Annotated in this window: 25 protein-coding genes; 8 read left to right on the top strand and 17 right to left on the bottom strand. The window is 38.9% G+C overall.

The window, feature by feature from the left end; all coding sequences use genetic code 11:
* Nucleotides 1–34: 34 nt before the first annotated feature.
* From EA341_RS11185 to EA341_RS11170, 4 genes are all read right to left on the bottom strand, one after another.
* A complete protein-coding gene (locus EA341_RS11185) occupies nt 35–499 on the bottom strand; it encodes a hypothetical protein (protein WP_293014240.1) in 465 nt (154 codons plus the stop codon).
* A gap of 6 nt (nt 500–505) precedes the next feature.
* Nucleotides 506–1,102, bottom strand: coding sequence for a hypothetical protein (locus EA341_RS11180; RefSeq protein ID WP_293014238.1), 597 nt, complete (start codon nt 1,100–1,102; stop codon nt 506–508).
* A 110-nt stretch (nt 1,103–1,212) separates the two neighbouring features.
* On the bottom strand, nt 1,213–1,971 hold the full coding sequence (locus tag EA341_RS11175) for an SDR family NAD(P)-dependent oxidoreductase (protein WP_293014235.1): 759 nt from the start codon (nt 1,969–1,971) through the stop codon (nt 1,213–1,215).
* Nucleotides 1,972–2,029: 58 nt separating this feature from the next.
* Nucleotides 2,030–2,509: a GNAT family N-acetyltransferase gene (locus EA341_RS11170; protein WP_293014232.1), complete on the bottom strand. Its 480-nt coding sequence runs from the start codon at nt 2,507–2,509 to the stop codon at nt 2,030–2,032.
* A gap of 146 nt (nt 2,510–2,655) precedes the next feature.
* On the opposite strand from EA341_RS11170, the gene EA341_RS11165 reads away from it, so the two are divergent.
* The gene (locus tag EA341_RS11165; protein WP_293014229.1) at nt 2,656–3,432 is read left to right on the top strand and encodes a type III pantothenate kinase; all 777 of its coding nucleotides are present in this window, start codon (nt 2,656–2,658) and stop codon (nt 3,430–3,432) included.
* Here EA341_RS11165 and EA341_RS11160 read toward each other — a convergent pair.
* A complete protein-coding gene (locus EA341_RS11160) occupies nt 3,422–4,105 on the bottom strand; it encodes a peptidoglycan DD-metalloendopeptidase family protein (protein WP_293014226.1) in 684 nt (227 codons plus the stop codon). The genes EA341_RS11165 and EA341_RS11160 overlap by 11 nt on opposite strands.
* 204 nt (nt 4,106–4,309) lie before the next feature.
* On the opposite strand from EA341_RS11160, the gene EA341_RS11155 reads away from it, so the two are divergent.
* Entirely contained in the window at nt 4,310–5,656 is a 1,347-nt protein-coding gene (locus EA341_RS11155; RefSeq protein WP_367127331.1) for a fasciclin domain-containing protein, read from the top strand.
* Between the two features lie 167 nt (nt 5,657–5,823).
* On the top strand, nt 5,824–6,771 hold the full coding sequence (locus tag EA341_RS11150; RefSeq protein ID WP_293014224.1) for a pyridoxal-phosphate dependent enzyme: 948 nt from the start codon (nt 5,824–5,826) through the stop codon (nt 6,769–6,771).
* Between the two features lie 194 nt (nt 6,772–6,965).
* On the opposite strand, the gene EA341_RS11145 is transcribed toward EA341_RS11150, so the two are convergent.
* The 4 genes from EA341_RS11145 to EA341_RS11130 all read right to left on the bottom strand — a co-directional run bounded on the left by EA341_RS11145 (nt 6,966) and on the right by EA341_RS11130 (nt 11,929).
* Complete coding sequence (locus EA341_RS11145) at nt 6,966–7,736, bottom strand: DUF3050 domain-containing protein (protein ID WP_293014221.1); 771 nt, start codon at nt 7,734–7,736, stop codon at nt 6,966–6,968.
* A gap of 134 nt (nt 7,737–7,870) precedes the next feature.
* Nucleotides 7,871–9,661 carry an ABC transporter transmembrane domain-containing protein gene (locus EA341_RS11140; RefSeq protein WP_293014219.1) on the bottom strand — a complete coding sequence of 597 codons (1,791 nt, stop codon included), beginning with the start codon at nt 9,659–9,661 and terminating at the stop codon, nt 7,871–7,873.
* A 170-nt stretch (nt 9,662–9,831) separates the two neighbouring features.
* Entirely contained in the window at nt 9,832–10,161 is a 330-nt protein-coding gene (locus tag EA341_RS11135) for a DUF6787 family protein (protein ID WP_293014217.1), read from the bottom strand.
* A gap of 37 nt (nt 10,162–10,198) precedes the next feature.
* Nucleotides 10,199–11,929 carry a M14 family metallopeptidase gene (locus EA341_RS11130; RefSeq protein ID WP_293014215.1) on the bottom strand — a complete coding sequence of 577 codons (1,731 nt, stop codon included), beginning with the start codon at nt 11,927–11,929 and terminating at the stop codon, nt 10,199–10,201.
* Between the two features lie 320 nt (nt 11,930–12,249).
* Here EA341_RS11130 and EA341_RS11125 point away from each other — a divergent pair, with 320 nt between their 5' ends.
* Nucleotides 12,250–13,371, top strand: a complete 1,122-nt coding sequence (locus EA341_RS11125) for an ATP-binding protein (RefSeq protein ID WP_293014213.1) — start codon at nt 12,250–12,252, stop codon at nt 13,369–13,371.
* Between the two features lie 88 nt (nt 13,372–13,459).
* Here the strand turns inward: EA341_RS11125 and EA341_RS11120 are convergent, their stop codons facing one another.
* The 4 genes from EA341_RS11120 to pdhA all read right to left on the bottom strand — a co-directional run bounded on the left by EA341_RS11120 (nt 13,460) and on the right by pdhA (nt 17,408).
* On the bottom strand, nt 13,460–14,782 hold the full coding sequence (locus tag EA341_RS11120) for an aspartate kinase (protein WP_293014211.1): 1,323 nt from the start codon (nt 14,780–14,782) through the stop codon (nt 13,460–13,462).
* Between the two features lie 216 nt (nt 14,783–14,998).
* Entirely contained in the window at nt 14,999–15,475 is a 477-nt protein-coding gene (ribH, locus tag EA341_RS11115) for a 6,7-dimethyl-8-ribityllumazine synthase (RefSeq protein WP_293014209.1), read from the bottom strand.
* Nucleotides 15,476–15,558: 83 nt separating this feature from the next.
* Complete coding sequence (locus EA341_RS11110; RefSeq protein ID WP_293014207.1) at nt 15,559–16,269, bottom strand: tetratricopeptide repeat protein; 711 nt, start codon at nt 16,267–16,269, stop codon at nt 15,559–15,561.
* Nucleotides 16,270–16,388: 119 nt separating this feature from the next.
* Complete coding sequence (gene pdhA, locus EA341_RS11105; protein ID WP_293014205.1) at nt 16,389–17,408, bottom strand: pyruvate dehydrogenase (acetyl-transferring) E1 component subunit alpha; 1,020 nt, start codon at nt 17,406–17,408, stop codon at nt 16,389–16,391.
* A gap of 105 nt (nt 17,409–17,513) precedes the next feature.
* Here pdhA and EA341_RS11100 point away from each other — a divergent pair, with 105 nt between their 5' ends.
* Nucleotides 17,514–18,623 (top strand): DNA replication/repair protein RecF, encoded by a 1,110-nt coding sequence (locus EA341_RS11100; protein ID WP_293014203.1) that lies wholly within the window; start codon nt 17,514–17,516, stop codon nt 18,621–18,623.
* On the opposite strand, the gene EA341_RS11095 is transcribed toward EA341_RS11100, so the two are convergent.
* Nucleotides 18,617–19,033: a DoxX family protein gene (locus EA341_RS11095; RefSeq protein ID WP_293014201.1), complete on the bottom strand. Its 417-nt coding sequence runs from the start codon at nt 19,031–19,033 to the stop codon at nt 18,617–18,619. The genes EA341_RS11100 and EA341_RS11095 overlap by 7 nt on opposite strands.
* A gap of 230 nt (nt 19,034–19,263) precedes the next feature.
* Nucleotides 19,264–20,169, bottom strand: coding sequence for an NTP transferase domain-containing protein (locus EA341_RS11090; protein ID WP_293014268.1), 906 nt, complete (start codon nt 20,167–20,169; stop codon nt 19,264–19,266).
* Nucleotides 20,170–20,487: 318 nt separating this feature from the next.
* Here EA341_RS11090 and EA341_RS11085 point away from each other — a divergent pair, with 318 nt between their 5' ends.
* Nucleotides 20,488–20,826: a P-II family nitrogen regulator gene (locus tag EA341_RS11085; protein WP_293014199.1), complete on the top strand. Its 339-nt coding sequence runs from the start codon at nt 20,488–20,490 to the stop codon at nt 20,824–20,826.
* A gap of 99 nt (nt 20,827–20,925) precedes the next feature.
* Nucleotides 20,926–22,158, top strand: coding sequence for an ammonium transporter (locus EA341_RS11080; protein WP_293014196.1), 1,233 nt, complete (start codon nt 20,926–20,928; stop codon nt 22,156–22,158).
* 59 nt (nt 22,159–22,217) lie between these two features.
* Here the strand turns inward: EA341_RS11080 and nadC are convergent, their stop codons facing one another.
* Nucleotides 22,218–23,078 carry a carboxylating nicotinate-nucleotide diphosphorylase gene (nadC, locus tag EA341_RS11075; RefSeq protein ID WP_293014194.1) on the bottom strand — a complete coding sequence of 287 codons (861 nt, stop codon included), beginning with the start codon at nt 23,076–23,078 and terminating at the stop codon, nt 22,218–22,220.
* A 41-nt stretch (nt 23,079–23,119) separates the two neighbouring features.
* The gene (locus EA341_RS11070) at nt 23,120–23,524 is read right to left on the bottom strand and encodes a DUF4783 domain-containing protein (protein WP_293014190.1); all 405 of its coding nucleotides are present in this window, start codon (nt 23,522–23,524) and stop codon (nt 23,120–23,122) included.
* Between the two features lie 202 nt (nt 23,525–23,726).
* Here EA341_RS11070 and gpmI point away from each other — a divergent pair, with 202 nt between their 5' ends.
* The gene (gpmI, locus tag EA341_RS11065) at nt 23,727–25,250 is read left to right on the top strand and encodes a 2,3-bisphosphoglycerate-independent phosphoglycerate mutase (RefSeq protein ID WP_293014187.1); all 1,524 of its coding nucleotides are present in this window, start codon (nt 23,727–23,729) and stop codon (nt 25,248–25,250) included.
* The last annotated feature ends 163 nt before the right edge of the window (nt 25,251–25,413 follow it).

Here is a 25,413-nt window from a genome sequence, read left to right as displayed (position 1 = left end):
GCCCTTCAGAAAAAGTCTGAAGGGCATTTTGTTATTAATTTCTTATTCCCTCTGCAAAAAAATTCTTTACCCATAAATTCCTGCTCACTAGATTCACTACGTTGAGTATGTCGTAAACAGTCTTGGGCGCAAAAGGAGAAATAATCACTTTAAAATGTCCTTTGCGGTCTTTTTGTATTTCCAAATCAAACTTTTTTTGCAAGTCCAACAATTCCTTTGGGAAAAACACAGAACTCACAACAGGTGATGCCACTTTGGGCTTGATTCCAAACCTTTGTTTTTGACTGATGAACTTTTGATAAACTAATTTATCCTGGAAACTTCTTTCCTGTAGTTTCAGGAATGATTTATTGAGGAATTTTGGATTGAATTGATGGGTAAGTTCCAGGCCACCTTTGACAAGCGAATACTTCATCTCATCATGAATGCTGTAATTCACTGTGAGGTTATTCTTGATGCCTAGAAACTTCCAAAGGTTATTTATCCTGAGAAGTTCCATTTGGGTTTATTTTGGGTTATTTATCAAACGGTAAAAGTCTACCAGAGTTACTTTGACCGCATCTCTTTCCGGACCTTCCGTTAGTATGGGCACCCAATCTTCATTGTGCCACATTTCAAAATACGTATTTTCAATCAGTTTAGGATAAATTTGCTCTGCGAATTCAAAATGAGCGAACTTGTTGCCACCCTGAAACTCAAGCTCGCCCGATTCTCCGGAATCTGAGTTTATCCATTTTATTTTCAGTGGCAAACTTTCCGGAAAGGGTTCTGCATAGATGTAAGCCTCATTTTTCACCCTATTGAGTAAAATCATAAAGTTAAGATGGGGTTGGGAATCTGATTTCTCCCTTTTACCATGCCTGTATAGGTTCATTTTAGCATCATTCCTACCTTCAATATCATAATGCGAAGCTCTGAGGTTTTTGAAATATATCCTCTCAGGGTCTGCCACATACATGATACTGTCCATCTCTCCTGTATTGTTTGCCCTCTTTTCGTTGAAAAAAGACAATACAAATACAAAAAATAAAGAGCCAAACCCGAATATTTTAAAAATGCGGATCATCTCTGGAGAGAATGTATCTGGAGAGGCTTGCGGCATGTTGGTTTTTAAAAGTAAACAGATCAGCTTAGGCAAAAGTTTGGAAGGGCATAATCTCTTGACATGAAACCCCACTCTTTTACCCTAAAAAACCCTGTTCAAATCAACAATCAATGAACATAAGATCCTGCATTGATATCAATGGTACAGCCTGTTGCATGGTCAGCAAGTCCTGAACACAGCATAGTAACCAAAGGAGCGATATCTTTCGGTTCAGTGAGCGTATCCAAAGCAATGTCATTGAGTGCATACTCTTCTCCATATTGATCCATAAAATCCTGGGCCATATCAGTTCTGGTAAATCCTGGCGCAATGATAAAAGCCTTAATCCCGTCTTTACCATAATATCTGGCAATCGATTTGGTAAAAGAAACTATTGCTGCCTTAGAGGCCGCATAAGCCAGGTAATCCGGAGTATCACCCCTGAAAGCCGCTCTTGATGAAATATTGATCAATCTCCCGCTTTTATTTTTCTTGGCGTGTTCAATAAATTCTTTGCTGATAATTGCCAATGCATTGATATTGACATCCATGGTCTTGAGCCAGGCATCAGTCCAAATTTCGGAATCGGCATCATCCGCTACGGAAATGGCTATTCCTGCATTATTAATGACCGCATCAATTTTTCCATGACTATCGACTAAGGAAGCAAACCAGCCTTTTACTTTTGAAAGGTCTGACAGATCGCATGGACATAAATACGATTTATTAGCCAGCTCTTGCTGAAGCTTGGCAGCCTCTTCTTTATTGGAATTGAAGTGGATCAAAACCTCTGCACCAGAATTGGACAATTGCTGGGCAATTGCTTTACCTATGCCCCTAGATGCGCCTGTGACTAATATTCTTTGATTTTGTAGAGAAATATTCATGCTCTTTTTTTAGGAAATTAAATGATGAAAGATCCACCCAGGACCTACTTTACTTTGACTATTTCTTCAAAATTTCCTTAATCTGAAAATCCTGCAGATTACAGTTTATCCACTCTTCCTCCAGATCAGCTCCGTATTTTTTATAAAAGTTAATGGCTGGCGAATTCCAATCCAAAACCTGCCAAGTCATTCCAGAGCAATTCTCTTCAAGAGATTTTTCCAATGTCCTGTCAAAAAGAAGTTTTCCAGCTCCATTTCCCCTCTCGGATTCTGTCACAACAATATCCTCAAGATAAAGTCTTTTCCCTTTCCATGTACTGTAGCGGTAATAAAAAATGGAAATACCGATGATTTCACTGGAACTATCCTTCACTGCTACATAAAACCCAAATACGGGATTTTCTCCAAAGCCATCTTTTTCCATCAATTCCACCGTATTGATAACCTCATTCGGTGCTTTTTCATAAATAGCCAACTCATTTACCAATTCCAATACCCTTGGCAAATCCTCTATTTTTCCTTTTCTGATAGTGTACATAATTTAAAATTATCAATTTATCTCCGAAAATGACGAAAGGAATGCTGTTAACGGTATTTTTTTATGATTATCCTTTAAAACAAAATCAATTTCTATCTTTGGGCAAAAAGTATTTTAACCTATATGTATTCTCCAGAACGCGCTATATGTTTTTAGCAATTGATGCAGGTAACTCCAATATTGTATTTGGCTTTTTTGATGAAGCTAAGGAAAAATGGATTCATGAGTTTCGGATAGAAACCAATAAAGAACTTTCCAAACTCAAATTGGAAACAGAAATCCGGCTTTTCTTCCTAGAAAACGACATAAAAATAGACCAGATCAAACAAGTGGGAATCTCATCTGTGGTACCTGAGATTAATCCGATACTCAAAAGTTTTTGCAAAGATTATCTTCAACAAAACTGCTACCTTATTAATGGCAACAGTTACGAAAAACTCAAAGTAAGCACGACAAGACCAAATGAAATCGGTTCAGATCTCATGTGCAACGTAACTGCTGCCTTTGAAAGGTTTGAAGATACCTGCATTATTGTAGATTTTGGAACTGCTCTGACATTTACAGCTGTGGGTAAAGAAGGAAAAATCCTAGGTGTGAATATAGTTCCCGGATTGAAGACTGCCATCAAATCATTGTTTTCCAATACATCTAAGCTACCGGAAGTAGAACTCACTTTGCCTAAATCAGCTCTGGGACGTAATACAACACATTCTATACAATCCGGTATTTTATATGGTTACACAGGTTTGGTTAAAGGAATGTTGGAAACCATGCAAAAGGAAATTGCAATTCCTTGCCACATCATCGCCACGGGAGGCTTATCAACTATCCTCACCACTTTGCAAGACTCATTTGAAGTAGTAGATCGAAACCTTACATTGGAAGGTATTCGCTTGATTACCCTTACCAATCTCAGGTCTTAAATGGAATCAGCAAATTGGGATCAGGACAAATATTCCTGAATTTTTCTACTTCTCTGTGTGAGCATACTCCTGGAAAGTCACCAAACATTCCCATCATATCCCACATCAATTGAAAATGCAGGTGTGGAGGCCAATCACCATTTTCAGGAAATGGACCCAGATGACAAAAGCGCTGACCTTTGCTTATTTTCTGCCCTACTTCCAGACCTTTTAGGTCTTCCAAGGCTAAATGACCAAACAGGCTATAAAGCTTTCTTTCGCCTAACTCATGTTCCAATATGATGGTTGGTCCGTAATTCCCAAATCCAGCATTGTCCTGAAAACTATGGATTTTCCCATTCAATGGCGCAAATACAGGAGTCCAGGCGTCAGCCCAAATATCCACTCCCATATGTACATCTCTGAAGTCAGCCAACTCAGTTGAAAAAACAGCACTTCTACTGTATATGGCCCTATGCTCAAAATATCCTCCTATCCCATATTTCTTTTTTGACCTGGAGATCTTTTCAAAAACATAAGTGTCAAATTTAGCTGTATCAGATAGGTCTATTTCTTCCAAGTCATGATTTGACGGAGAAAAGTCCAATTGGATTGCATTGGATAGGTTCAAGGTTTCTCCCATGATGGGGAAAAGTTTTTGTTCCTCCAAAATGGAGTTCAGGGCTTTTTGCATGGGGCGCAAGATAATTAAAGATGCGGAATTGACGAAAATGAGAGGGACTGGTTTCTTTAAATATCACGTTTCCAGAGCTTCTTGAATCCCAATTGATTTACATAAAAATTGAGTTCATACACTTATCCTATCTCAGTTAAGTCTTAAAAATAACATAATGTAAGCTTAAGTGTTAATTCAAAGAACCATAATTTAATATTCAATATGAAAAATTTTATAAACCATTTGTTTTTAAACAAGTATTATTTTGTTTTTATAGGGTTAATGGCAATTACCGTATCTTGTAGTGACGATGATGATCCCGATCCGATAACAACTGAACCAGATGGACAAACGATAGTAGATGTTGCTTCCGCCAATGATGATTTCTCAACTTTGGTCAGTGCTGTTGTTGAAGCGGATCTTGCTGAGACCCTATCCAGCCCAGGACCATTTACAGTTTTTGCTCCAGACAATGATGCTTTTATTCGTTTCTTAGATGAAAATAATTTGACTGCTGAAGAATTATTGGCAAATGAGAGTTTGTCTGAAATTTTATCTTACCATGTAGTATCAGGTGAAATACCTTCCAGCGCGGTAGAAGCCGGTCCGGTAAATTCTGTTGCAAACGCGAACTTCTATGTGAGTGTAGCACCGGATAATTCCATTTGGATAAATGGTAATACAAGAATTACAGCTACTGATATTGATGCATCCAATGGGGTCATACATGTTTTGGATAATGTAATCATTGCTCCATCAAATAATATCGCTGAAATAGCAATAGCTTCTACTGAATCAGCTGAACCTGAATTCACACAATTAGTCGCTGCTCTGGTGAGGGCTGAATTGGTCGATGCCGTGAGTGGTGGAGTAACAGATAATCTGACTGTTTTCGCACCAACTGATGCTGCATTTGAAGAGTTATATGATGCACTAGGCGTATCTGGTGTTGATGAAATACCTGTAGATTTATTACAGAGTGTTTTAGAATATCATGTAGTACCTGTGAGAGCTTTCTCGCAAGACTTGAGACAAGATGCCGAATTGCCAACATTATTGAATGGGCAAACTTTAACAGTGGATTTGGATAATCTGCAAATAAATGATGCTGGACTAGTTGGTTCATCATTAAATATTCATGCAACCAATGGTGTAATTCATGCTATTGATCGGGTTATACTTCCAGCATCAGGTGACGAATCTGCGGCAACTATAACTCTAGATAATGTAGGCGCCTCTGCTTATGTAATTACATCAATCGATGGTGATGGTGCATCAGCTGAACTCGACACTGAGAATACAGCTATCACTTTACAAAGTGGTTTAAGATATACATTTGTAAATAATGGGGGTTCGGCACATCCTCTAGACTTCAGGGATAGTGATGGGAATATTCTTCTGGCACAAGGAGATCAAGATGGATCTTTTGAAGATGATTCCAATGTTGCTTTTGAAGTAGACGGAGATAATGTAAGCTTTACAGTGACCGAGGATTTTGCCAATGAATTAGCCGTATATAGATGTACTGCACATGCTTCAATGGAAGGCGAAATTATTATTACTGAGTAAATATACATAAGTTTGGTTCAGACAAGGCGGGCTCTTAGGGGTCGGCCTGTTTGTTTTTTTATCAATACCAGAAAGGTACCTTTGATTTTACCCGGGATATTTGAACTTTTGTATAGGTCAATAGCTTCATTCAAAATAAGCTTACAATTGATTTTAAAGAAGATTTTATGAATTTCCCATCCCAAGCTGATATTAAGGAGGCGCATAGACGCATCCAGCCATTTATCCACAACACGCCTATACTAAGTTCGGAGGCAATCAATAAAATTGCCGGAGCAGAACTTTTTTTCAAATGTGAAAACTTCCAAAAGGTCGGAGCATTCAAGGCACGTGGAGCAGCAAACGCAGTAAGCAAACTTACAGACGAATTTAAGAAAAATGGAGTAGCTACCCATTCTAGCGGAAATCATGCTGCTGCCCTTGCAAGGGCAGCTAAAGTAGCAGGGATTCCTTCTTATATTGTAATGCCTTCCAATGCACCAGAAATCAAAAAGAAAGCTGTAAAGGGTTACGGTGGAGAAATCATTGAATGTGAACCTAACTTGATCGCCAGAGAAACAACCTTACAGGAGGTTGTAGAGAAGACAGGAGCCACGTTTATCCACCCTTATGACAACAGGGATGTAGTGGAAGGTCAGGCAACCTGCGCTTTGGAGATGTGGGAAGCAGGAATTGATTTTGATACTATCATGACACCAGTTGGAGGAGGTGGTCTTTTGGGTGGAACGGCACTTGCTACACATTACATTTCTCCCAAAACCAAAGTAATCGCAGGTGAACCTGAAGGAGCAGACGATGCCTACAGGTCTTTTCAAGCAAAAGAACTCATCCCAATGAAAAGCCCAAATACTATCGCTGATGGCTTGTTGACCTCGTTAGGCAAAATAAATTTTGAAATAATTCTCGAGCATGTGGACGACATACTCACTGTAAGCGATGAAGAAATTGTAGAAGCCATGAGACTGATTTATGAAAGAATGAAAATTGTTATAGAACCTAGCTGTGCTGTTCCTTTGGCGGCATTGTTGAAAAATAAGGAAAGGTTTGCGGGTCAAAAAGTAGGAATTATTCTTTCAGGTGGAAATGTTGATTTGGCAAAACTCCCTTTCAAATAAACAGGAAGCAAGCCCAGCTTGCTTCCTTTTTTATATTGTTTTATAATTATTGACATCTATATACGTAACCAAAGAAGATGAGGTAAGGAAATATCCTAATATCAATCTCGTATCTACGAATATCTCCTATGAAGAATCTTTAAAAAGATCGCGAGCATTAATACTGACAATCAAATAAAGCTTTATTTAAATTCTCATACCTCAACCATAATGCTGTCATGAATCCCATCCCACAGGATTTTACGGGCTTTCAAAGCTTCAATGGCAGCATTTTCAGTTTCTTTCCATTTCACAGCATCCTGACCACAAAGGTGCTCCAACATTCGCATTGCAAGAGGCCCATGATGGTCTTCATCTAGATGAATATGCCTTTCAAAGTAAAACTCTAATGTCTTCAATTCTTCAGGCTTTGAAGCAATCAGGTCATTGACCAATTTACGGAACAAATCAGGTATCAGGTCTTCCCTTCCCAAAGTAAATGAGGCGGCTATTTCATGTGGCTTACCGTATAACACCGTATGAAAATTTGTTTTTAGAAAAGCCTTGGTAGCAGTAGGGATGTCAATACTTTCCAGTGCCTCATCAAATCCCACCCCCTCATTTAGCAACTCAAGAAGTCGATCTATAAAATACGTACTCGCCCCTGCTTCCTGCATGGCCCTGAGGTACAATTCAAAATGGGAACAATAACTGCCGTTACCGTCCTCATCGCTTTCCTCTGCCATTACAATGTCATTGATCAACCTTGTCACCTGAGGATCTCCAGATGGTCTCCATGGCAAACTCATACCCGTCAATCTCAATTGCAAAGCTTTGAGTAAACTCATAAAATCCCAAACAGCAAAAACATGCTGCTCCATGAAAACCTGAAAATCTTCCAGGGAATCCATATCCTTATAAATTGGATGGGCCAATAATTGATTCCTGTAAGGCTGAATAGCCTCCATCAATTTTTCAATATGCATATGATAGTAAAATTTGGGTGATTTTATTCTAAACTATAAATCAGGCAAATTGATTTGGATATATTATTCTTTTTTTAGACTGAGTTACATATAAATTTCACGATTCTAATCGGATGAATAACAAGTTCAAACTTTTATTCTGCAAACTGCAGTCTGACCAAGTGAGCATAAAACCCATCTTCCTGCAAGGCCAAATTATCATGGGTCCCTTCTTCAACAATTTCTCCTTCTTGAAGCACATATATTCTATCCACTTTTCTGATAGTAGCCAATCTATGTGCGATGATAATAGTGGTTCTGTTTTTCATCAATTCATCCAGGGCTTCCTGTACTAAAGATTCTGATTCGGCATCAAGGGATGATGTGGCTTCATCAAGTATCAAAATAGCAGGATCCTTTAAAATTGCCCTTGCTATGGCTACTCTCTGACGCTGCCCCCCTGAAAGTTTGATGCCTCGTTCACCGACTTTGGTTTCTAGTCCCTCAGGAAATTTACTGATAAACTGCCATGCATTGGCTTTTTTAGCAGCCTCAATGATTTCTTCCTCAGTAGCATCAGGTCTCGCATAAGCAATATTTTCTCTGATGCTACCACCAAAAAGTAATACTTCCTGCGGCACAATACCAATGTTAGACCTGAGCTGCTTGAGATTCCAATCAGAAATAGGCTTGCCATCCACCAAAACCTGTCCCTTTTGAACTGGATAAAATTTCAGTAAAATTTGAACTATAGTAGATTTACCAGCCCCTGAATGTCCGGCAAGCGCAACTTTCTCCCCAGCTTGAATATTGAAATTGATATCTTTCAGTACTTCGGACTCAGGTCTGGTGGGATAAGAAAACGCCACATGCTCAAAATTGATATTCCCCTCGATAGGTAACTTTTGAAAATCTGCAGTGGATTCTTCAGGATGTTCTTCCAGAATTTCCAAAACTCGTTCCGAAGAACCTATGGCTTTCTGAATTTGCCCATAGATATCTCCCAGTCCTGCAATTGAACCTCCTATAAATGTGGTATACAGCACAAAAGAGACAAGGTCTCCCACACTCATATCTCCTGAAGCTACAAGTGAAGCCCCGTACCACATCACGGCAACAATACCGCCGAAAAGTGCGAAAATAATAAAAGATATAAATGCACCTCTAAATCCTGCTGCTTTTAAGGCAACATTGACAACTTTGTTTAGACCACTTCTATAGCGATTGGACTCATATTCTTCTCCAGCAAAAGATTTTACTGTCATAATGGACTGAAGGGTTTCCTCCACAATCACATTGGCTGCAGCCAATTCGTCTTGTGTCTGCTTGGATAGTTTCCTGATAAATTTACCAAAAACCATAGCAATGAGCACCAAGACAGGAAAAGTTGCCAACATAAAAAGGGTGAGCTTCGGGGTCGTGAACATCAGGAAAATCACACCAGCAAGCAATGTGATGACCTGGCGGAATAACTCTGCCAGGGTAGTAGAAAAAGTATCCTGCAACATACTCACATCAGCCGTGATTCTGCTGATCAATTCTCCGGTTCGCCTTTTGTCAAAAAATGTCATTGGTAATTGTACCAGTTGACTGTATAGTGCTATTCTGATATCACGCATACTTCTCTCGCTGACTTTTGCAAAAAGCCATACTCGGAAAAAAGAAAATATGGATTGTACCAGCAATATTCCCAAAAGAATAAAAGCTATATTATTGATACCACTGACCAACCATTCCTCTCCTGAAGCCGCATCAATTAGCTTACCTGCTACGAAAGGAAAGGTCAGGAGGGTAAGACTGGAAAAAGCCAAAAAAAGCATCCCCAGAATAAAATTGAATTTATATGGAAGGATAAACCTGAATATTCCTCCCAGTTTGCCCAGGTTTTGCTTGTTGAGTTTCCTCTTCTCGTGATCTTCTAGGGCTGTACCTCTCTTTTTCGCCATTATTATTACCTCGTCACTCCTTTACAATCTGCAAATTTAATCAATCCCTTTCCCCAGCAGTCAATTTTTCATGCTTTTTTGTAGCTTAATGCCGAAAGTATTTATGAAATTCAAATCTTTACAACCGACAATTCGGATTTTTCGCCATAAACAGAATGCTCTCACTACTATCAATCATTTCTTTTTCCTCTGCCAGTAATTCTCCTAAAGAATTGCTTTTCTTTTTCCCAAAAAAAAGAGAACTGCCCAAAGACAAATCCCCACATGAGCAATATTATCTGGTACAGTGGCAAAACAAGCAAAAGGTAAAGTACGGTTTTCCAAAAACCTCCACGTTCCATACTTATTCCAAGAAAGTCAAAAATCGGCTTCTTGATAAAGAGAATTGTAAATCCGGTAAAGGCAAAAACAACCAACACCAAAACTACCTGACGAAGACTTTTAAGATTCCATTTAGTCTGAAGCCTTTCTAGAAAATTCTTATCTTCTTTTTTTTCCATTACTAAACATTAACAATATCAGAAGGAAAAAGTGCAATTAATCTACTCTGAAAATCGGATACCTCTTGTGTTCTTTCTCCTTCCACGGTGACCTTTCATACACCCATCTCAATTGGGCTGCTGCACTTTTAGCAAGATTTTCATCCTTTGCCTTTTCCTCCTCCAATACCTGCCTCATCCTACCATGTTCTTCAAGAAACTCATTAGCCAAATCTTCAAACACATACGAAGAGTATCCTTCCTTGGCTTGAAGGATGGTGTCAAAGAAATTCCAATTGAAGAAACTATCCTCACTCTGCGGCTCAAGAACTTCCATAATATACCTGTTGACTTCCTGATCCATGGTCACCAATACATCTCCTTTTCGGAAACTGATCATTTCCTGTGATTTCTTAACTTTTGTATTGCTGTGAAGATAATGCCCTTCAAATGGACTTGATACAGTTTGGAAGTCTTCAATATGATATACACTTACTTTTATCAAGGTATCTTTACTGATCTTGTTCATTTTGACACCATTTCTCTGAAGGTTCTCTATGACTGTGTACCAACCCTGTGGAATGACATAGGCCTGAGGCTTTATAAGGGTTAGTCCTTCGCTGTAATTGTCATAAAACTTCACTTCTTTGGTAAAAGGTTTATCCCGGTCATAATACAACCTGGGAAGTCCTGAAATATCCGAGGGCTTTTGCCCAGACTCATATCCCTTAAAAGTAATCAAACTGTATTTATCCCTGTTTAAATTATGGTTAAAGGCAAATTCGCTTCTTGATTTTTGTTCCTCTCTATCGGATTTTACTACCTGCACTATTTCATCACCTTCATTTGCCAAAGCCTCCAAGAAAGTCTCTAGTAGGCTGTAAGTAGATTGAACGCGATCAGCATAAGGCTTAAGCATATGCGTTTCAGGCATAAAGCTCAGTGTAGAGAAAAGTGCAGCATATCCTGAACTATAGCGACCCAAGTCTTTGAATTGAGCCCAGCCATCCTCGGGCTTACCTCCCCAAGCATTCACATATGGTACCATTGGAAAATCTTTCTCCTCCATACTTTTGTATAGAAAGGGATTCAAATGCTCATGAAGGTATTTACCTACCTGGCCTCCCAGTCTATTATGTTGGGTAGAAATCAGCGTCATCACATGTTGATAATCTGCACCATTACTGACATGGGTATCCACAAAAATATGAGGCCGAAGCCAATTGAAGATCAGTTGAAATGAACGGGCATTTTTAGTATCAGCCTTGATGAAGTCTCTGTTCAAATCAAAATTCCTGGCATTGCCCCTAAACCCATAAGCTTCCGGACCATTTTGATTCACCCTGCTGTGTGAACCCCTGTTTAGATGCCCCCCTATGTTGTAAACAGGTATTATGGCTATTGCAATATCGTCAGACACCTGCTGCTTACCCAGAAGAATATCCCTCAGCAACATCATACTGGCATCTATCCCATCCGGTTCACCGGGATGGATGCCATTGTTGATAAACAATATTGGCCTATCTTTCTCATGCCACTTTTTCGGATCAAATATCCTTTCATTATCATATAAAACAATATGAATAGGCTCTCCCGAGTCTGTCATTCCCATTTCAACAATTTTAACTTGCTCAAAATCCTGCGCCAAGTCTTTGAAATATTGTATGACATCTTCGTATTCAGGTGTTTCCCTTCCTCCGGTCTTTTCAAATAAAGTCTGATACTTGTCTTGAGCCATCAGTACTGACCCAAATATTAATCCTACTAAAAGGCAAACTGTCTTTTTCATCTTTTATTAATTCGATTTTTAATGATCAATTAAGCTCCAGTAGTCGGACTGGGAATCTTATATAGATTAAAAACATTCATATGCGAGGTCTTTCCTCATCCCTTCTGCTCCAGACAAACTCAAATTCAAGTCACAATTTGGTCAAAAAGCAGAAAACTTTCCAAACCAATTACATCATTGGGTAATAAAGCATCTCAAACTCTAAAAACAAGAATTAAATTTTTTACGATTTTTTCGTTACGAAAAGTTCGTAACAAAAATATCGTAATAAAGTAAACATTTTATATATTGCAAAAAAAGATAATTCAAGTGAAGAATGTATGAAAAAGCCCGAAAACCCATTTTCTATCAATGCCTATCATGGAAAAGACTATTTTTGCAATAGAGAAAATGACCTAAGAACCTTACATGATCACATCGAAAATGACAGAAATGTTGTTCTTTTTGGCTGGAGAAGGATGGGAAAATCAGCATTAATTCATAGGTTTTTTGAAGATTTGGAAAGTTCAGGAGAATATGAAACTTTGTATGTAGATTTTTTAGCTACCCATTCATTAGAGGAAGCATTGAAGACTTTTACAACTTCTGTTTATGACCGGTTTGGCAGTACCAAAAAGGGAATCACCTCTACTATCCAAAACCTCCTTTCTTCACTTGGGGCAACCTTGACTTTCAACCCGATGTCAGGGACACCTGAAATAACCCTAGGTATACGCCGACCCGAACGCTCTGAATACACACTGAACATACTCGGTGAATTTTTGAGAAAAAGAAAAAAAAGAGTGGTATTGGCAATTGATGAATTTCAACAAATCAGCTCATATCAAAAGCAAAATGCCGAAGCGGTATTCAGGACTTGGGCCCAGTTGTTTCCAGATATACGTATCATATACTGCGGCAGCCACAGAACCATGATGGCCGAAATGTTTTCAGAAAAAAGCCGCCCTTTTTATCACAGTGCTATGTTGCAGACTCTAGACCCTATTCCATTAGACAATTATGTTCCATTTATCCAAAAGCACTTTGAATCAAAAAAGAAAAAAATAGAAAAGGAGCTCATTGAGAAAATTTACAGTTGGGCAAGAGGACAAACATACACTGTGCAACTGGCATGCAACTACCTCTTTTCGCAATACACAATCGTAAAAGAAGAAAACGTAGAAACTGTATTTGACAATATTTTAATGCAATACCAAGCTGTATTTGCCAATTTCGCCAAAATACTTACAATCAATCAATGGAATGTACTCAAGTCCATTTCCAAAGAAGAGCCACTAAACAACCCTCTGAGCAGAGATTTTATAGATAAATATCAACTGGGTGCCACAAGTACAGTAAGTTCTGCCATCAAGGCTTTGGTAAGGCAAGAGATGGTCATTATCGATGAAGGGGCTTATTTGGTCCATGATGTGATTTTAGCCCGTTGGATGGCAAGGCTATAAAAAAACACCGAATCCTCGAATTCGGTGTTTTTCTGTATTGAAAGTTCTATGCAATTGAGAATATAAGACAGTATTTATTTTTAGATGATTAATCCCAATCAAAAAGCCCTTCATTCAAGCTTCTTAATGCGTCATTTTTAAAATTTGCATCTACTAAAATAGAAACATTATGTCTACTCCCACCATAGGAAACCATCCTCAATGGATACTCTTCCAGGCAATTCATGACTTTGGCAACAGTACCTTTAGACTCCGCTATCAGATTTCCTACTACTGAAATGATTGTCTGATTGGTATCAATTTCCACGGTACCATATTGCTCCAGCTCAGCAGTAATTTCCTTTAAATGGGAAATATCATCTATTGTGAGAGAAACAGCAACCTCTGAGGTTGTTATCATATCAATAGAAGTCTTATACTTTTCAAAAACCTCAAAAACTTTCCTCAAAAAACCATAAGCCAAGAGCATCCTACTGGATTTGATTTTTATTGCGGTAATACCATCCTTTGCCGCCAAAGCCTTTACGCCGACACCCAATTCTTTAGCAGTAATTGTTGTACCAACTGCATCAGGAGCCATGGTATTGAGAAGTTTTACGGGAATATTATATTGCTGTGCAGGCCATATAGAAGCTGGATGCAGTATTTTGGCTCCAAAATATGCCAACTCAGCTGCTTCATCAAAAGACATTTGAGCTATAGGACGGGTTTTATCCACTACCCTGGGATCATTGTTGTGCATGCCGTCAATGTCAGTCCAAATTTCCACCACTTCAGCGCTGATGGCTGCACCAATAAGCGAAGCAGAATAATCCGATCCACCTCTTTTGAGGTTATCCACTTCATTCCGATGATTTTTACAGATATAGCCTTGGGTGACAAAAATTCTATCTTCAGGATAATTGGCCAGGATTACCTTTACCTTATCTGAAATTTTACTTAATTCAGGTTCATGATTTTCATCTATGCTCATGAAATCCAAAGCCGGTAAAAACACCGCCGGAACATCCAATTCCTGAAGCAAGGTATAGAACAACTTGGTAGATAATAACTCTCCCTGAGCTAGAATATCCCTGTTTATCGCCTCATTGAATGAAATTTTTAAAATAATATTCAAAAATTCAAAATGCTCCTTGATGATCTTTTCGGCTTTTATCCTTGCAGCACCCGTCTTAAGAAGCTCTTTATAGAATGTCTGATAATGCCCGTGAAGAGCGTCTATCCTTTCTTTTGCCAATTCCTTATTGGCCGATGCCAAAGCATCTCCAATCCCTACCAAGGCATTGGTTGTACCTGAAAGGGCTGAAAGCACCACGATTTTTTTCTGATTATCGCGGGTAATGAGTTCCTTGACTTGGTGCATTCTTTCGGGCTTCCCAACTGAGGTTCCTCCGAATTTCATGATTTTCATCGCTTTATGAGTTTTGATTTGAGTGATTAAAAGACATAAGATTTGATACTCAAGACTCAAGACCTAAGATTTTCCAGCCAGCAAACTCAATAATCACATCTTGGCTCTTATCCTTGACTCTTGATGTTAACAAGCCCTAAACTTGATTGACACTTTAATAATTTAATCCCTTCAGGATTATCAGGCGTCTTATATCTTATTTCTTGCGTCTAATTTTTAAAATCCAAGCATTTTAACAGCTGTAATAGCTGCTTCATCTCCTTTATTACCGTGCTTCCCTCCAGACCTATCCAATGCCTGCTGTAAAGTATCAGGAGTCAAAACTCCAAAAATGACAGGTTTGTTGAATTTCAGGGATACGTTGGTAATGCCATTGGCTACCGCATCACAGATAAAATCAAAATGTCTTGTTTCACCCTGAATGACACATCCCAGACAGATTACAGCATCAATTTCTTCCAATTCAGCAAGCCACTGCGCACCTAGCGTCAGTTCAAAGGAACCCGGAACATTTTTCCTGTAGATATTGTCTTTTTTGGCTCCATGCTTCAGCAATGTATCTACTGCAGCAGAAAATAAGGATTCAGTCACTTGGTCATTCCATTCGGAAACTACGATGCCAAACTTTTTGTCTGACATGTCCAGTATATTTTTGTCTGAATACTGGCTCAGGCTTTTTAATGAAGTAGCCATATGGTTAAGTTTTTAGAGTTTCAGAAATAAAAAAAGAGTAAGACTTGAGGCCTTACTCTTTCAAAATGCTTTATAGCAAAGCATTACTTAGAGGCAAGACCTTCCAAGCGCGCTTTATGCTTTCGTGCGTTAGTAAATTCGAAAGACTCGAAATATTTATCTTCGATTGTTCCCCAGGTTTTGATAGCGTTATCAATTTCTCCTGCTTCTTCGTAGGCTATCGCCAATTTGCTCAAATATCTTGGAGCAAAATGCTTGTTTTCTTTATGGTCTACAGCTTTTTTGTAATTGGAAATTGCCTCTTTGGTATTACCTAGCTCAAGATGAGCATCCCCTAGCAAGGCATAAGCTCTAGCCTGAACAAAATAGTCGCCTGCGGAAAACTTCTTCAAATGGTCAACAGCCTTTTGAAAGTTACCTTCAGACAGGTAAATAGACCCTATGTAGAAATGGGCTAAGTTTGCAGAATTGGTTCCGCTGTACTGATCTACTATTTTCAAAAATCCTGGGTTGGATCCATCTCCATTCAATGCATAGTCTGTACTGTCCTGCTCAAAATAGTAGACTGCCTGGAACATTTCAGCCTGGGCTTTTTTGTCCTTGTTTTGTTTGTCTATCTGTAAATAGAGAATAGCAGCCATCACCAATATACCAACGACCAATATGCCTCCAAATATTTTTGAATTCTTCCTGACAAAGGCTTCTCCTCTTTCTAACCTTCCTGCTATTTCTTCCGGTTTTTCCAAAAGTTCATATTCAACCTCAGGTGCCTTTTTTTGATTTTTCTTCGCCATTTTAATTTTTTTTGCAGCCGCAAATATAAAGCTTTTACTTAATTCACAAATACCAATAAAAAAAACCAACCATGAATGTTCTTTTCAGACATCCATGGCTGATTTTAAAGTGATTTGTTTTATTCCATTACAAAAGGATAATCTTCCTGCATGTATACGTCTTTGAAGGCATTTTCTCCATCAGGCCAAGGTGATTCTTCAGCAAATTTCACTGCATCCGCTACCTGTTTCTTAACCTTTTCATCAATTTTGGAAATCTCTTCTTCAGAAAGGATTTTATTATCCAAAATTGTTTTTTTCACCTGCTCAATAGGATCTTTACCTTTATATTCTTCAACTTCTTCACGGGTTCTGTATTTCTGAGGATCCGACATTGAATGTCCTTTATACCTATAAGTACGGAATTCCAAAAGTGTAGGCCCGTCTCCTTTTCTTGCACGATCGGCTGCTTCAGCTACTGCTTCATGAATAGCCTCTACATTCATTCCATCTACTGGAAAAGAAGGCATGTCATAGGATTCTCCTATCGTGTACAATTCCGTTACATTTGAAGTACGTGCTACAGAAGTACCCATAGCGTAACCATTGTTTTCTATCACAAAAATTACTGGTGTCTTATATAGCATGGCCAAGTTCATCGCTTCGTGAACTGCCCCCTGTCTAACAGCACCATCGCCCATATAGCAAATACAAAGGTTTTTGGTTCCTTTGTACTTTTCAGCAAAACCAACTCCTAGCCCCATAGGAACTTGAGCTCCAACAATACCATGTCCTCCCATGAAATTTCTTTCCTTGTCAAAGATGTGCATGGAACCACCTTTTCCTTTGGTCGTACCTGTAGCCTTACCATAAAGCTCGGCCATAATAGCTCCTGGATCAGTACCCAATCCTAGTGGATGAGCATGATCTCTGTAGGCAGTAATCCATTTGTCATCTTTTTCCAATGCTGTGATCGCACCGGAAGCACAAGCCTCTTGGCCAATATATAAATGACAAAAACCTCTGATTTTTTGCTGTCCGTAAAGTTGTCCTGCTTTTTCTTCAAAACGCCTCATCAAGAGCATGCTCTCGTACCAAAACGTGTAAGTTTCTTTGGAATATTTTGCTTTTGCCTTGCTGGCAGTACTCTTTTTCGCCATATCGTTTGTCGTAAAATATGCTAAATTAGGCCTCAAATATAAGCAAATGGGCTGAATTTTAAGGCCATTTGCGAAAATAGTCAAAAACCATTCAGATTACCCAACATGCATCTCAAAAATATTCGTCTTCAACAGTTTAAAAATTATAAAAAGGAAGAGGTGCATTTTTCTGAAGAAATCAACTGTTTTGTAGGTATCAATGGCAGTGGAAAAACCAACCTTCTTGATGCAATACATTACCTGTGTCTCACCAAAAGTGCGCTCAATCCTATAGATAATCTCAATATTAAGCATGAGCAGAATTTTTTTACAGTATTTGGTGATTTTGATCTCAACGGAAAGGAAATTGAAATCCGCTGTCTTTTTGAGTCAGGAAAGAAAAAGCAAGTTCTTAAAAATGGCAAGGCTTACGACAAAATGAGTGAACATATAGGTTTGTTGCCTGTAGTTATGATTGCACCGGACGATACTTCACTTATCAAAGATGGAAGTGAAGAACGCAGAAAATTTTTTGACAATATTCTTTGTCAACTCAACCGAAAGTATCTTGAAAACCTGATCAGGTACCAACATTTTCTCAAGCAACGCAATGCCCTTATCAAGCAATTTGCAGAAAAAGGACGTTGGAATGAGGAATTGATTGAGCCCTACACCAGAGAAGTCATTCAGCTTTCAAAAAATATTGCATCCACCCGCCAAAACTTCCTACAGGAATATGAACCCCTGCTGATGGAATATTACAAGATTATTTCAGGTGGACAGGAGAGGATCAGTATTCAGTATGAATCCCAATGCTTACAGGAGGATTTTGAAGCTGCTTTCAGATCGAATGCACAGAGGGATTACCTCCTCCGCCGCAGCACAATGGGTATACACAAGGATGATTTTGTCTTTCAAATTTCTGAATATCCTATTAAAAAATTCGGATCCCAGGGGCAACAAAAATCCTTTATAATCGCATTGAAGCTTGCTCAGTTTATGGTTTTTTTCAAACACCTAAACACTAAACCCATTCTGCTGCTTGATGATATTTTTGACAAGCTCGATGACAGTAGGATAGAGAAGTTGATGAAGCTGGTGGCCGAACATGAATTTGGACAATTGTTTATTACAGATGCCCGGCCAGAAAGATCTCAGGGTATATTGACCAGAATGGATGCAGACTGCAGGTTCTTCTTCGTAAATCAAGGAAAAATAGAGGGTCAGCCTCAGTAATTCCTTTTCTTTTTAATCTGGGCATCCACAGAATACTTTCCAGGACCTAGAAAAAGCAAAACTATAAATATCAGTAAGAAAAGCAGACTCTTCTCCTTTGAAGAAAATGGATCATCAGCATGGGCTATAAAGGCTGCTACACTCATGGTAATAATCAAAGGAACCAAAGACAGTCTTGTCAAAAATCCCATCGCGAGTAGAATCGCACAGAAAAACTCCGCAAAAATGGCCAATTGTAAAGATAAAGCTGGACCAAGACCTATGGGATCTCTAAAAGTTGTTAGGTTGGCACTAAAGTTTGCAATTTTTGCCCATCCGTGGGTCAACATCATCAAAGCTGTACCTATTCTTAAAAGAGCTAAACCTATTCCCGGGAGAAATTGAGAGGTCGAAAAAAAGAGTCTTTTCATGCGTTTATAATTTGTTTTTCAGAGGTCACCCAGATGGATCGGGGCAGGCTCCATTTCATCTGTTCATTGTTTACTTTTCAATAGCGATATGAAATTAATAGAATCGTTTTTAGATTAAAAATTAACTACTGTATAAATTAATGTTTGAACAGTTTAAATTTCTTCCCCCAAACAATTACCTACCTGTCAAGCAATAAAAAAGGCTGCCATTAAAAATGGCAGCCTTTTTTTTATTCCCAAAGCTTAGCGGGATATTCTCCGATTTCGTGCATTTCTTTCAGTGAGGATATTACTATCGGTTTGTCCTCTGTATAAGTCACCCCAAACCAGGTTTTACCTCCTTCCAAAATTTCAAAAGCAGCTTTTCCTTCCTGTATCAAGTTATTGGCGACAGTCGGTATGTAAAATTCCGACTTTAAGTTTTCCTGGTTGGCAGGAAGAAACTCATCCCACATCCTCTGAATATCTTCGAATACAGCCTGATGAAAACCCCAAAAGTTCATCGAAACAGGAGTCCCTTCTTTGACTTCCAAAACTTCTCCCTCTCCTTTCGAAAGGATTTTCCCATTTTCTCTGGCAATTGAGGTTCTTTCTACCATCCCTACCAGTTGGTTGGAATCATTCATATCACATACGCCCCTAGAGACTGTGCCATTTGAAGACAGAACATGCTCGATAGCATACCCTACCATGGCATGTAAATTTGGCTGTACACCGTTTGAAAGAAATTTTCCCAAAACTTCAAATGCCTCTTTGCCATAAAAATCATCTGCATTGATGACTGCAAATGGTTCAGCAATGGCATCTTTTGCACAGAGTACCGCATGTGCTGTTCCATATGGCTTTACCCTTTCCGGATTTTGAAATTCTTCCGGTACAAAACTTTTGATGGACTGCAAGACAAAGTCAACTTCTATTTTGCCCTTTACTTTGGGTAAAATCAATTCCTTGGCTGCCTGAAGGATTTCCTCTCTGACGATCAAAACAACTTTTCCAAATCCTGCCCTAATGGCATCATAAATGGAATATTCCAGAATTGTCTCGCCATTGGGTCCAAAACCATCAATTTGCTTGTTTCCCCCATACCTGCTGCCCATTCCAGCTGCTAATACTAAAAGTGTCGGTTTATTATTCATCATTAAAGTTTAATTTTTTTAAAGCCTCAAATTTAGACCTTTCCATTTTGATACAAAGAATGAACCCACATTAATTTGGTTTTTTTATAAGAACACAAAAAAACAACCCAAACTATACAAATGGTTTATTTAAAAACTCATTTTTCTACTTTTTACACATTATTATAGAATTTAGATACTTAAAAAATCCTATTTGAGTCTTTTTCAACCTTTTTTTGGGTATAAGTGGTTATTTTTTAAACCAAAATTACTTTATTTTCAAATTTTGATATAGATTAGCGCAAAAAACCTATTAAACCATCCATATCATTGACTAAAATGAAAAAAATAGAAGCAATTATTAGGACATCAAAATTTGAGGAGATACATGAATGTCTTCTTGGATTGGGTGTGAAATTCCTGGCCACTTATGAGGTAAAGGGCATGGGAATGGAACCACCAAAATCTCAAACCTACCGTGGGGTTGCCTATGAACCGGCTTATATCCCAAGAACAAAAATTGAAGTGGTTGTACCGGATAGCCTTGTCGACGGAGTCGTCGATTGTATCCTCACCAACGGTAATACTGGCCGTGTGGGAGATGGGAAGATCTTTATTTATGAAGCACTCGCTGCTTATAGAATAAGAAATAATGACACGGGTGAAGAGGCCTTATAAAATTCAAGTCTTTAACTCACCGGGCAGTTACAACATCTTCTTATCATTTGTTTATTCTAAACAAATCTAATTCTCTGAGAACCTAACCTATTCAAACCTATGAATCAAGAAATATTTACCATCAACAACCTTTGGGTGCTGGTAGCTACCATATTGGTGTTTATCATGCACCTGGGATTTGCAGCACTAGAGGCAGGCCTTACACGGGCTAAAAACACTGTCAATATTTTATTTAAAAACACTATTATCCCTGCTATAGGTATTTTAACTTATGCTTTTATCGGATTTAACCTGATGTATCCCGGGGATGCATTTGTTGGAGGTTTTTTCGGAATTTCCGGCTTGGGTCTGAGCTTACCCGAAGGCTGGGATACTCCTGCCTACGATGAGGGGTTTACTTTTTACACTGATTTTATATTCCAAGCCATGTTTGCAGCAACGGCTGCAACGATTGTATCAGGAGCAGTAGCAGAAAGGATCAAATTGGGTCCATTTATTTTCTTTTCCATACTGTATGTGGGTATTTGTTATCCTATAGTAGGTATGTGGAAATGGGGAGGTGGATTCCTTGATAGCTTGGATACTCCTTTCTATGACTTTGCAGGATCTACTATAGTCCATTCAGTAGGTGGATGGGGGGCATTGGTAGGTGCTTTCCTTTTGGGTCCAAGATTGGGCAAATACACAGAAAAAGGAATGAAACCTATACCAGGCCACAGTATCCCAATGGCGACCATAGGAGTTTTTCTTTTATGGTTTGGTTGGTTCGGTTTCAATGGAGGATCAGTGCTGTCTGCAGATCCGGGTGATGTTTCAAGAGTATTTGTCACTACTGCAATTGCCGGGGCCGCAGGTGCTTTTGGAGCTTTGTTTTCCTCATATTGGAAATTCAAAACCTATGACATTACAATGGTACTCAATGGTATTCTTGCCGGCTTAGTTGGCATCACAGCCGGAGCAGATGTCATGGGAGTGGGAGAAGCAGCTATAATAGGTTTCATCGGTGGCATTATTGTGGTTTTTGGAGTAGTTCTTTTTGACAAAATCAAAATTGATGACCCTGTAGGCGCCATTTCTGTCCATTTGCTTGGGGGGATATGGGGTACATTGGCCGTAGGACTCTTTGGAGATCTTGCGAGTCTAAGCCAGTTTCTTTCTCAGCTTTTGGGGATTGCAGTTGTAGGTGCATTTTGCTTCTTTACCAGCTGGCTTATATTCTTCAGTTTGAAGAGAAGTATAGGTATCAGGGTGGATGCACGCGAGGAACTGGAAGGACTCGATATGCATGAACACAGCATGCAGGCATACCCGGATTTTGCCTCAAAGGATTAAAGTAAAAAAATTCTTATCATTAATAAAGCCCTGTTTGTATAGAAAACAGGGCTTTATTTTTAAAATGCCTTTAAACTTATATCTAAACTTTTTACCTGATGTGTGAGTGCTCCTACGGAAATGTAATCCACCCCACATTCTGCAACCTCAACTAGATTATCTTCGGTAATTCCTCCAGAAGCTTCTAGGGGATATCTGCCATTTACCATCTCTACAGCTTTTCTCATGGTAGCATAATCCATATTATCCAACATGATAATGTCTGCTCCTCCATTATCAATAACCTCTTGCACCTCGTCAAGATTTCGTGTTTCAACCTCGATTTTCAGATCCAATTGTTTTTCATTAAGAAACTTCCGGGTATTATTGATAGCATTGGAAACTCCACCAGCAAAATCAACATGATTGTCTTTCAACATCACCATGTCATACAAAGCGTATCGGTGATTGAGTCCTCCACCTAATACAACTGCCCATTTTTCCATCATTCTAAAATTAGGCGTAGTCTTTCTGGTATCCATCAATCTAGCCTTCGTATGGGAAATCATTTTACTAAGATGCCGTGTTTTGGTAGCTATGCCACTCATCCGCTGCATACAATTGAGGACCAATCTTTCTGTACTCAGGATTGAAATCGCCGAACCTTCCACAATCAGACCTAAATCCCCTGTCTTCACATCATCTCCGTCTTCAAGCAAAACTGTAACCTTTAAGCTTGGGTCATAGGTTTCAAAAATAACTTTTGCCAATTCCAGTCCAGCCACCACACCGTTTTCCTTGATGATAAGCTTGGCTTTACCGGCTTGATTTTTGGGTATTGAGCCAAGGCTGGAATAATCTCCAGGTCCAACATCTTCTAATATGGCTAGTTGAATAAAGTCATCTAATGACTTCTTACTGAGATAGGGTAAATTTTTCACTCGGCAAAATTAAAAAAATTATAACAGCTTATCCGCTTTTCTTACACCTTGACAATATCCAAGCTGTAAATGCGGATGCTGTTTTCATTTTTTTTACCCCTTATGAAGACCCTAAATTCTGAACTTTCCGAACTGTAAGCTCCTATGTAGTTGATTATTTGGTCAGAACCATTCCCTTTGTGAACTATGGAAAAATCATTAGGTGGAAATTTTTTAAAAAAATCCCTCATCACCAATTCTGCCTGATTTTTAGAATAGTCGCCCTGATTTCCGGAAATATTGATATCTATTCCCTGATCAAAAAATCTTGCTAAATCCTTACTGGATCCATATTTAAAAGTAGAGGCAATATCGTCAATGCTATCATTGTTATGATGCTCAAGACCTGCTACGGAAAGCGTACAGACTAGGATCAGTGCAGACAATATGGAAACTATTTTTTTCAAGAATTGCTTGAAAAACAAATATTAAGCCAAAAATCAAAAGAAAGTAGTTTACCTGAAAAACAGCTACCCATATAGAACAATTGAATCAAAATCTGCATTCCTCAAACAAATTAAAGTCCATCTTATTTTGTGAGCTTGCTAAAGAATAAGCATTTTTACAGCTGATTTATATTTAACTTTTACATTCAGCAAGATTGGAGAGATGAAAAAGAAAGTAGTTCTAATGATTTTAGATGGCTGGGGATTAGCCACAAATCCAGCTGTTTCAGCAATTGAGAAAGCGCAAACCCCATTTATTGATAGTCTATTCCAAAATTATCCACATTCAAAACTTGATGCTTCTGGCCTGGCCGTAGGTTTACCTGAAGGCCAAATGGGAAATTCGGAGGTTGGGCATATGAACATCGGTGCCGGGAGGGTAGTTTACCAAGACTTGGTGAAAATCAATAAGGCAGTAGCAGAAGGTGACCTCAACAGCCACCCTGTACTGATCGAAGCCTTTCAGTACGCGAAGAAAGAAGGGAAAAAAGTTCACTTTATCGGCTTGGTATCTGACGGAGGCGTACATGCTCATGTCGGTCACCTAAAAGGACTTTGTGATGCCGCAAAAGCAAATGGCATAGAATCCGCTTTCATCCATGCCTTTACAGATGGGCGTGACACTGATCCTAAAGGTGGCGTTCTATATTTGAATGACCTTAACGAACACCTTAAAAAATCCGTTGGCACAATTGCCTCTGTAGTAGGCCGATATTACGCCATGGACAGAGATAAGCGATGGGAGAGAGTTAAACTTGCCTATGACGCCTTAGTAAAAGGTGAAGGTGAAAAATCCAAAGATATCATTGCTTCAATCAGCAAATCCTATTCAAATGATGTGACGGATGAATTTATCAGACCTATCATTCAGATGAACGAGGAGAACCAGCCTGTTGCGGTCATCGAAAATGGTGATGTGGTAATCAATTTTAATTTCCGTACAGACAGAGGTAGAGAGATCACCCAAGTACTCACTCAGACTGATTTTGAAGATTATCATATGAAAAAGATGAACCTTTATTATGTCACATTTACCAGCTATGATGAGACTTTCAAAGGTGTCAAGGTGCTTTTCGAAAAAGATAACCTAAACAATACTATCGGAGAAGTCTTGGAAAGGAACCACAAGAAACAAATCAGAATTGCTGAAACTGAAAAATACCCTCACGTGACATTTTTCTTCTCCGGAGGAAGGGAGGCAGAGTTTGAGGGAGAAAGTAGAATCCTCTGCCCGTCTCCTAAGGTTGCCACTTATGACCTCAAGCCAGAAATGAGTGCATTTGAAATTTCTTCCAAAATCAATGTGGAATTAAAAAAGAAGGAAGTGGATTTTGTTTGTCTCAATTTTGCAAACGCAGATATGGTCGGCCATACTGGGGTTTTTGATGCTGCTGTAAAAGCCTGCGAAGCGGTAGACAAATGCGCAGAGCAAGTGATTTCGCAAGCTTTGGAAAGTGGCTACACCACAATAGTAATAGCAGACCATGGCAATAGTGACATGATGATCAATGAAGATGGATCCCCAAATACTGCACATACTACCAATCTAGTGCCTATGATAATGGTTGACGGCAAAGACACGTTAAATGTCAAAGATGGCGTACTTGGTGATTTAGCGCCCACAATCCTTACGCTAATGGGCATAGACATTCCAAGTGAAATGACTGGAGAAATACTTCTTAAATAAGCGATATAAAAACGCTATAAACATTCATTTATATCAAGTCAAGCATAACATAGGTAAAAAGGTGGTGCTCCAATACCTGGAGGCATCATGGAAGATTTTGTCAAATCAAGTCTCCCCTACACTAGCGAATTCCAGAAATAGTATCTGGAAATTCGGTATAGGA

This window comes from Mongoliibacter sp. (assembly GCF_007692705.1).
In the GTDB taxonomy this organism is placed as follows: Bacteria; Bacteroidota; Bacteroidia; order Cytophagales; family Cyclobacteriaceae; genus Mongoliibacter.
The sequence above is the reverse complement of the archived record's forward strand: the minus strand, read 5'-3'. Positions and strand labels throughout refer to the sequence as shown.

Excerpts from the sequence above, each read along its gene's own strand:
- EA341_RS11120 (WP_293014211.1), bottom strand. The coding sequence starts at position 14,782 with ATGAAAATCATGAAATTCGGAGGAACCTCAGTTGGGAAGCCCGAAAGA.
- ribH (WP_293014209.1), bottom strand. The coding sequence starts at position 15,475 with ATGGCTACTTCATTAAAAAGCCTGAGCCAGTATTCAGACAAAAATATA.
- EA341_RS11160 (WP_293014226.1), bottom strand. The coding sequence starts at position 4,105 with ATGCAAAAAGCCCTGAACTCCATTTTGGAGGAACAAAAACTTTTCCCC.
- EA341_RS11085 (WP_293014199.1), top strand. The coding sequence starts at position 20,488 with ATGAAAAAAATAGAAGCAATTATTAGGACATCAAAATTTGAGGAGATA.
- EA341_RS11130 (WP_293014215.1), bottom strand. The coding sequence starts at position 11,929 with ATGAAAAAGACAGTTTGCCTTTTAGTAGGATTAATATTTGGGTCAGTA.
- EA341_RS11095 (WP_293014201.1), bottom strand. The coding sequence starts at position 19,033 with ATGAAAAGACTCTTTTTTTCGACCTCTCAATTTCTCCCGGGAATAGGT.
- EA341_RS11150 (WP_293014224.1), top strand. The coding sequence starts at position 5,824 with ATGAATTTCCCATCCCAAGCTGATATTAAGGAGGCGCATAGACGCATC.
- EA341_RS11165 (WP_293014229.1), top strand. The coding sequence starts at position 2,656 with ATGTTTTTAGCAATTGATGCAGGTAACTCCAATATTGTATTTGGCTTT.
- EA341_RS11080 (WP_293014196.1), top strand. The coding sequence starts at position 20,926 with ATGAATCAAGAAATATTTACCATCAACAACCTTTGGGTGCTGGTAGCT.
- EA341_RS11155 (WP_367127331.1), top strand. The coding sequence starts at position 4,310 with ATGAAAAATTTTATAAACCATTTGTTTTTAAACAAGTATTATTTTGTT.
- EA341_RS11100 (WP_293014203.1), top strand. The coding sequence starts at position 17,514 with ATGCATCTCAAAAATATTCGTCTTCAACAGTTTAAAAATTATAAAAAG.
- EA341_RS11090 (WP_293014268.1), bottom strand. The coding sequence starts at position 20,169 with ATGAATAATAAACCGACACTTTTAGTATTAGCAGCTGGAATGGGCAGC.
- EA341_RS11175 (WP_293014235.1), bottom strand. The coding sequence starts at position 1,971 with ATGAATATTTCTCTACAAAATCAAAGAATATTAGTCACAGGCGCATCT.
- gpmI (WP_293014187.1), top strand. The coding sequence starts at position 23,727 with ATGAAAAAGAAAGTAGTTCTAATGATTTTAGATGGCTGGGGATTAGCC.
- EA341_RS11135 (WP_293014217.1), bottom strand. The coding sequence starts at position 10,161 with ATGGAAAAAAAAGAAGATAAGAATTTTCTAGAAAGGCTTCAGACTAAA.
- EA341_RS11125 (WP_293014213.1), top strand. The coding sequence starts at position 12,250 with ATGAAAAAGCCCGAAAACCCATTTTCTATCAATGCCTATCATGGAAAA.
- EA341_RS11170 (WP_293014232.1), bottom strand. The coding sequence starts at position 2,509 with ATGTACACTATCAGAAAAGGAAAAATAGAGGATTTGCCAAGGGTATTG.
- EA341_RS11110 (WP_293014207.1), bottom strand. The coding sequence starts at position 16,269 with ATGGCGAAGAAAAATCAAAAAAAGGCACCTGAGGTTGAATATGAACTT.
- EA341_RS11140 (WP_293014219.1), bottom strand. The coding sequence starts at position 9,661 with ATGGCGAAAAAGAGAGGTACAGCCCTAGAAGATCACGAGAAGAGGAAA.
- EA341_RS11180 (WP_293014238.1), bottom strand. The coding sequence starts at position 1,102 with ATGCCGCAAGCCTCTCCAGATACATTCTCTCCAGAGATGATCCGCATT.
- EA341_RS11145 (WP_293014221.1), bottom strand. The coding sequence starts at position 7,736 with ATGCATATTGAAAAATTGATGGAGGCTATTCAGCCTTACAGGAATCAA.
- pdhA (WP_293014205.1), bottom strand. The coding sequence starts at position 17,408 with ATGGCGAAAAAGAGTACTGCCAGCAAGGCAAAAGCAAAATATTCCAAA.
- EA341_RS11185 (WP_293014240.1), bottom strand. The coding sequence starts at position 499 with ATGGAACTTCTCAGGATAAATAACCTTTGGAAGTTTCTAGGCATCAAG.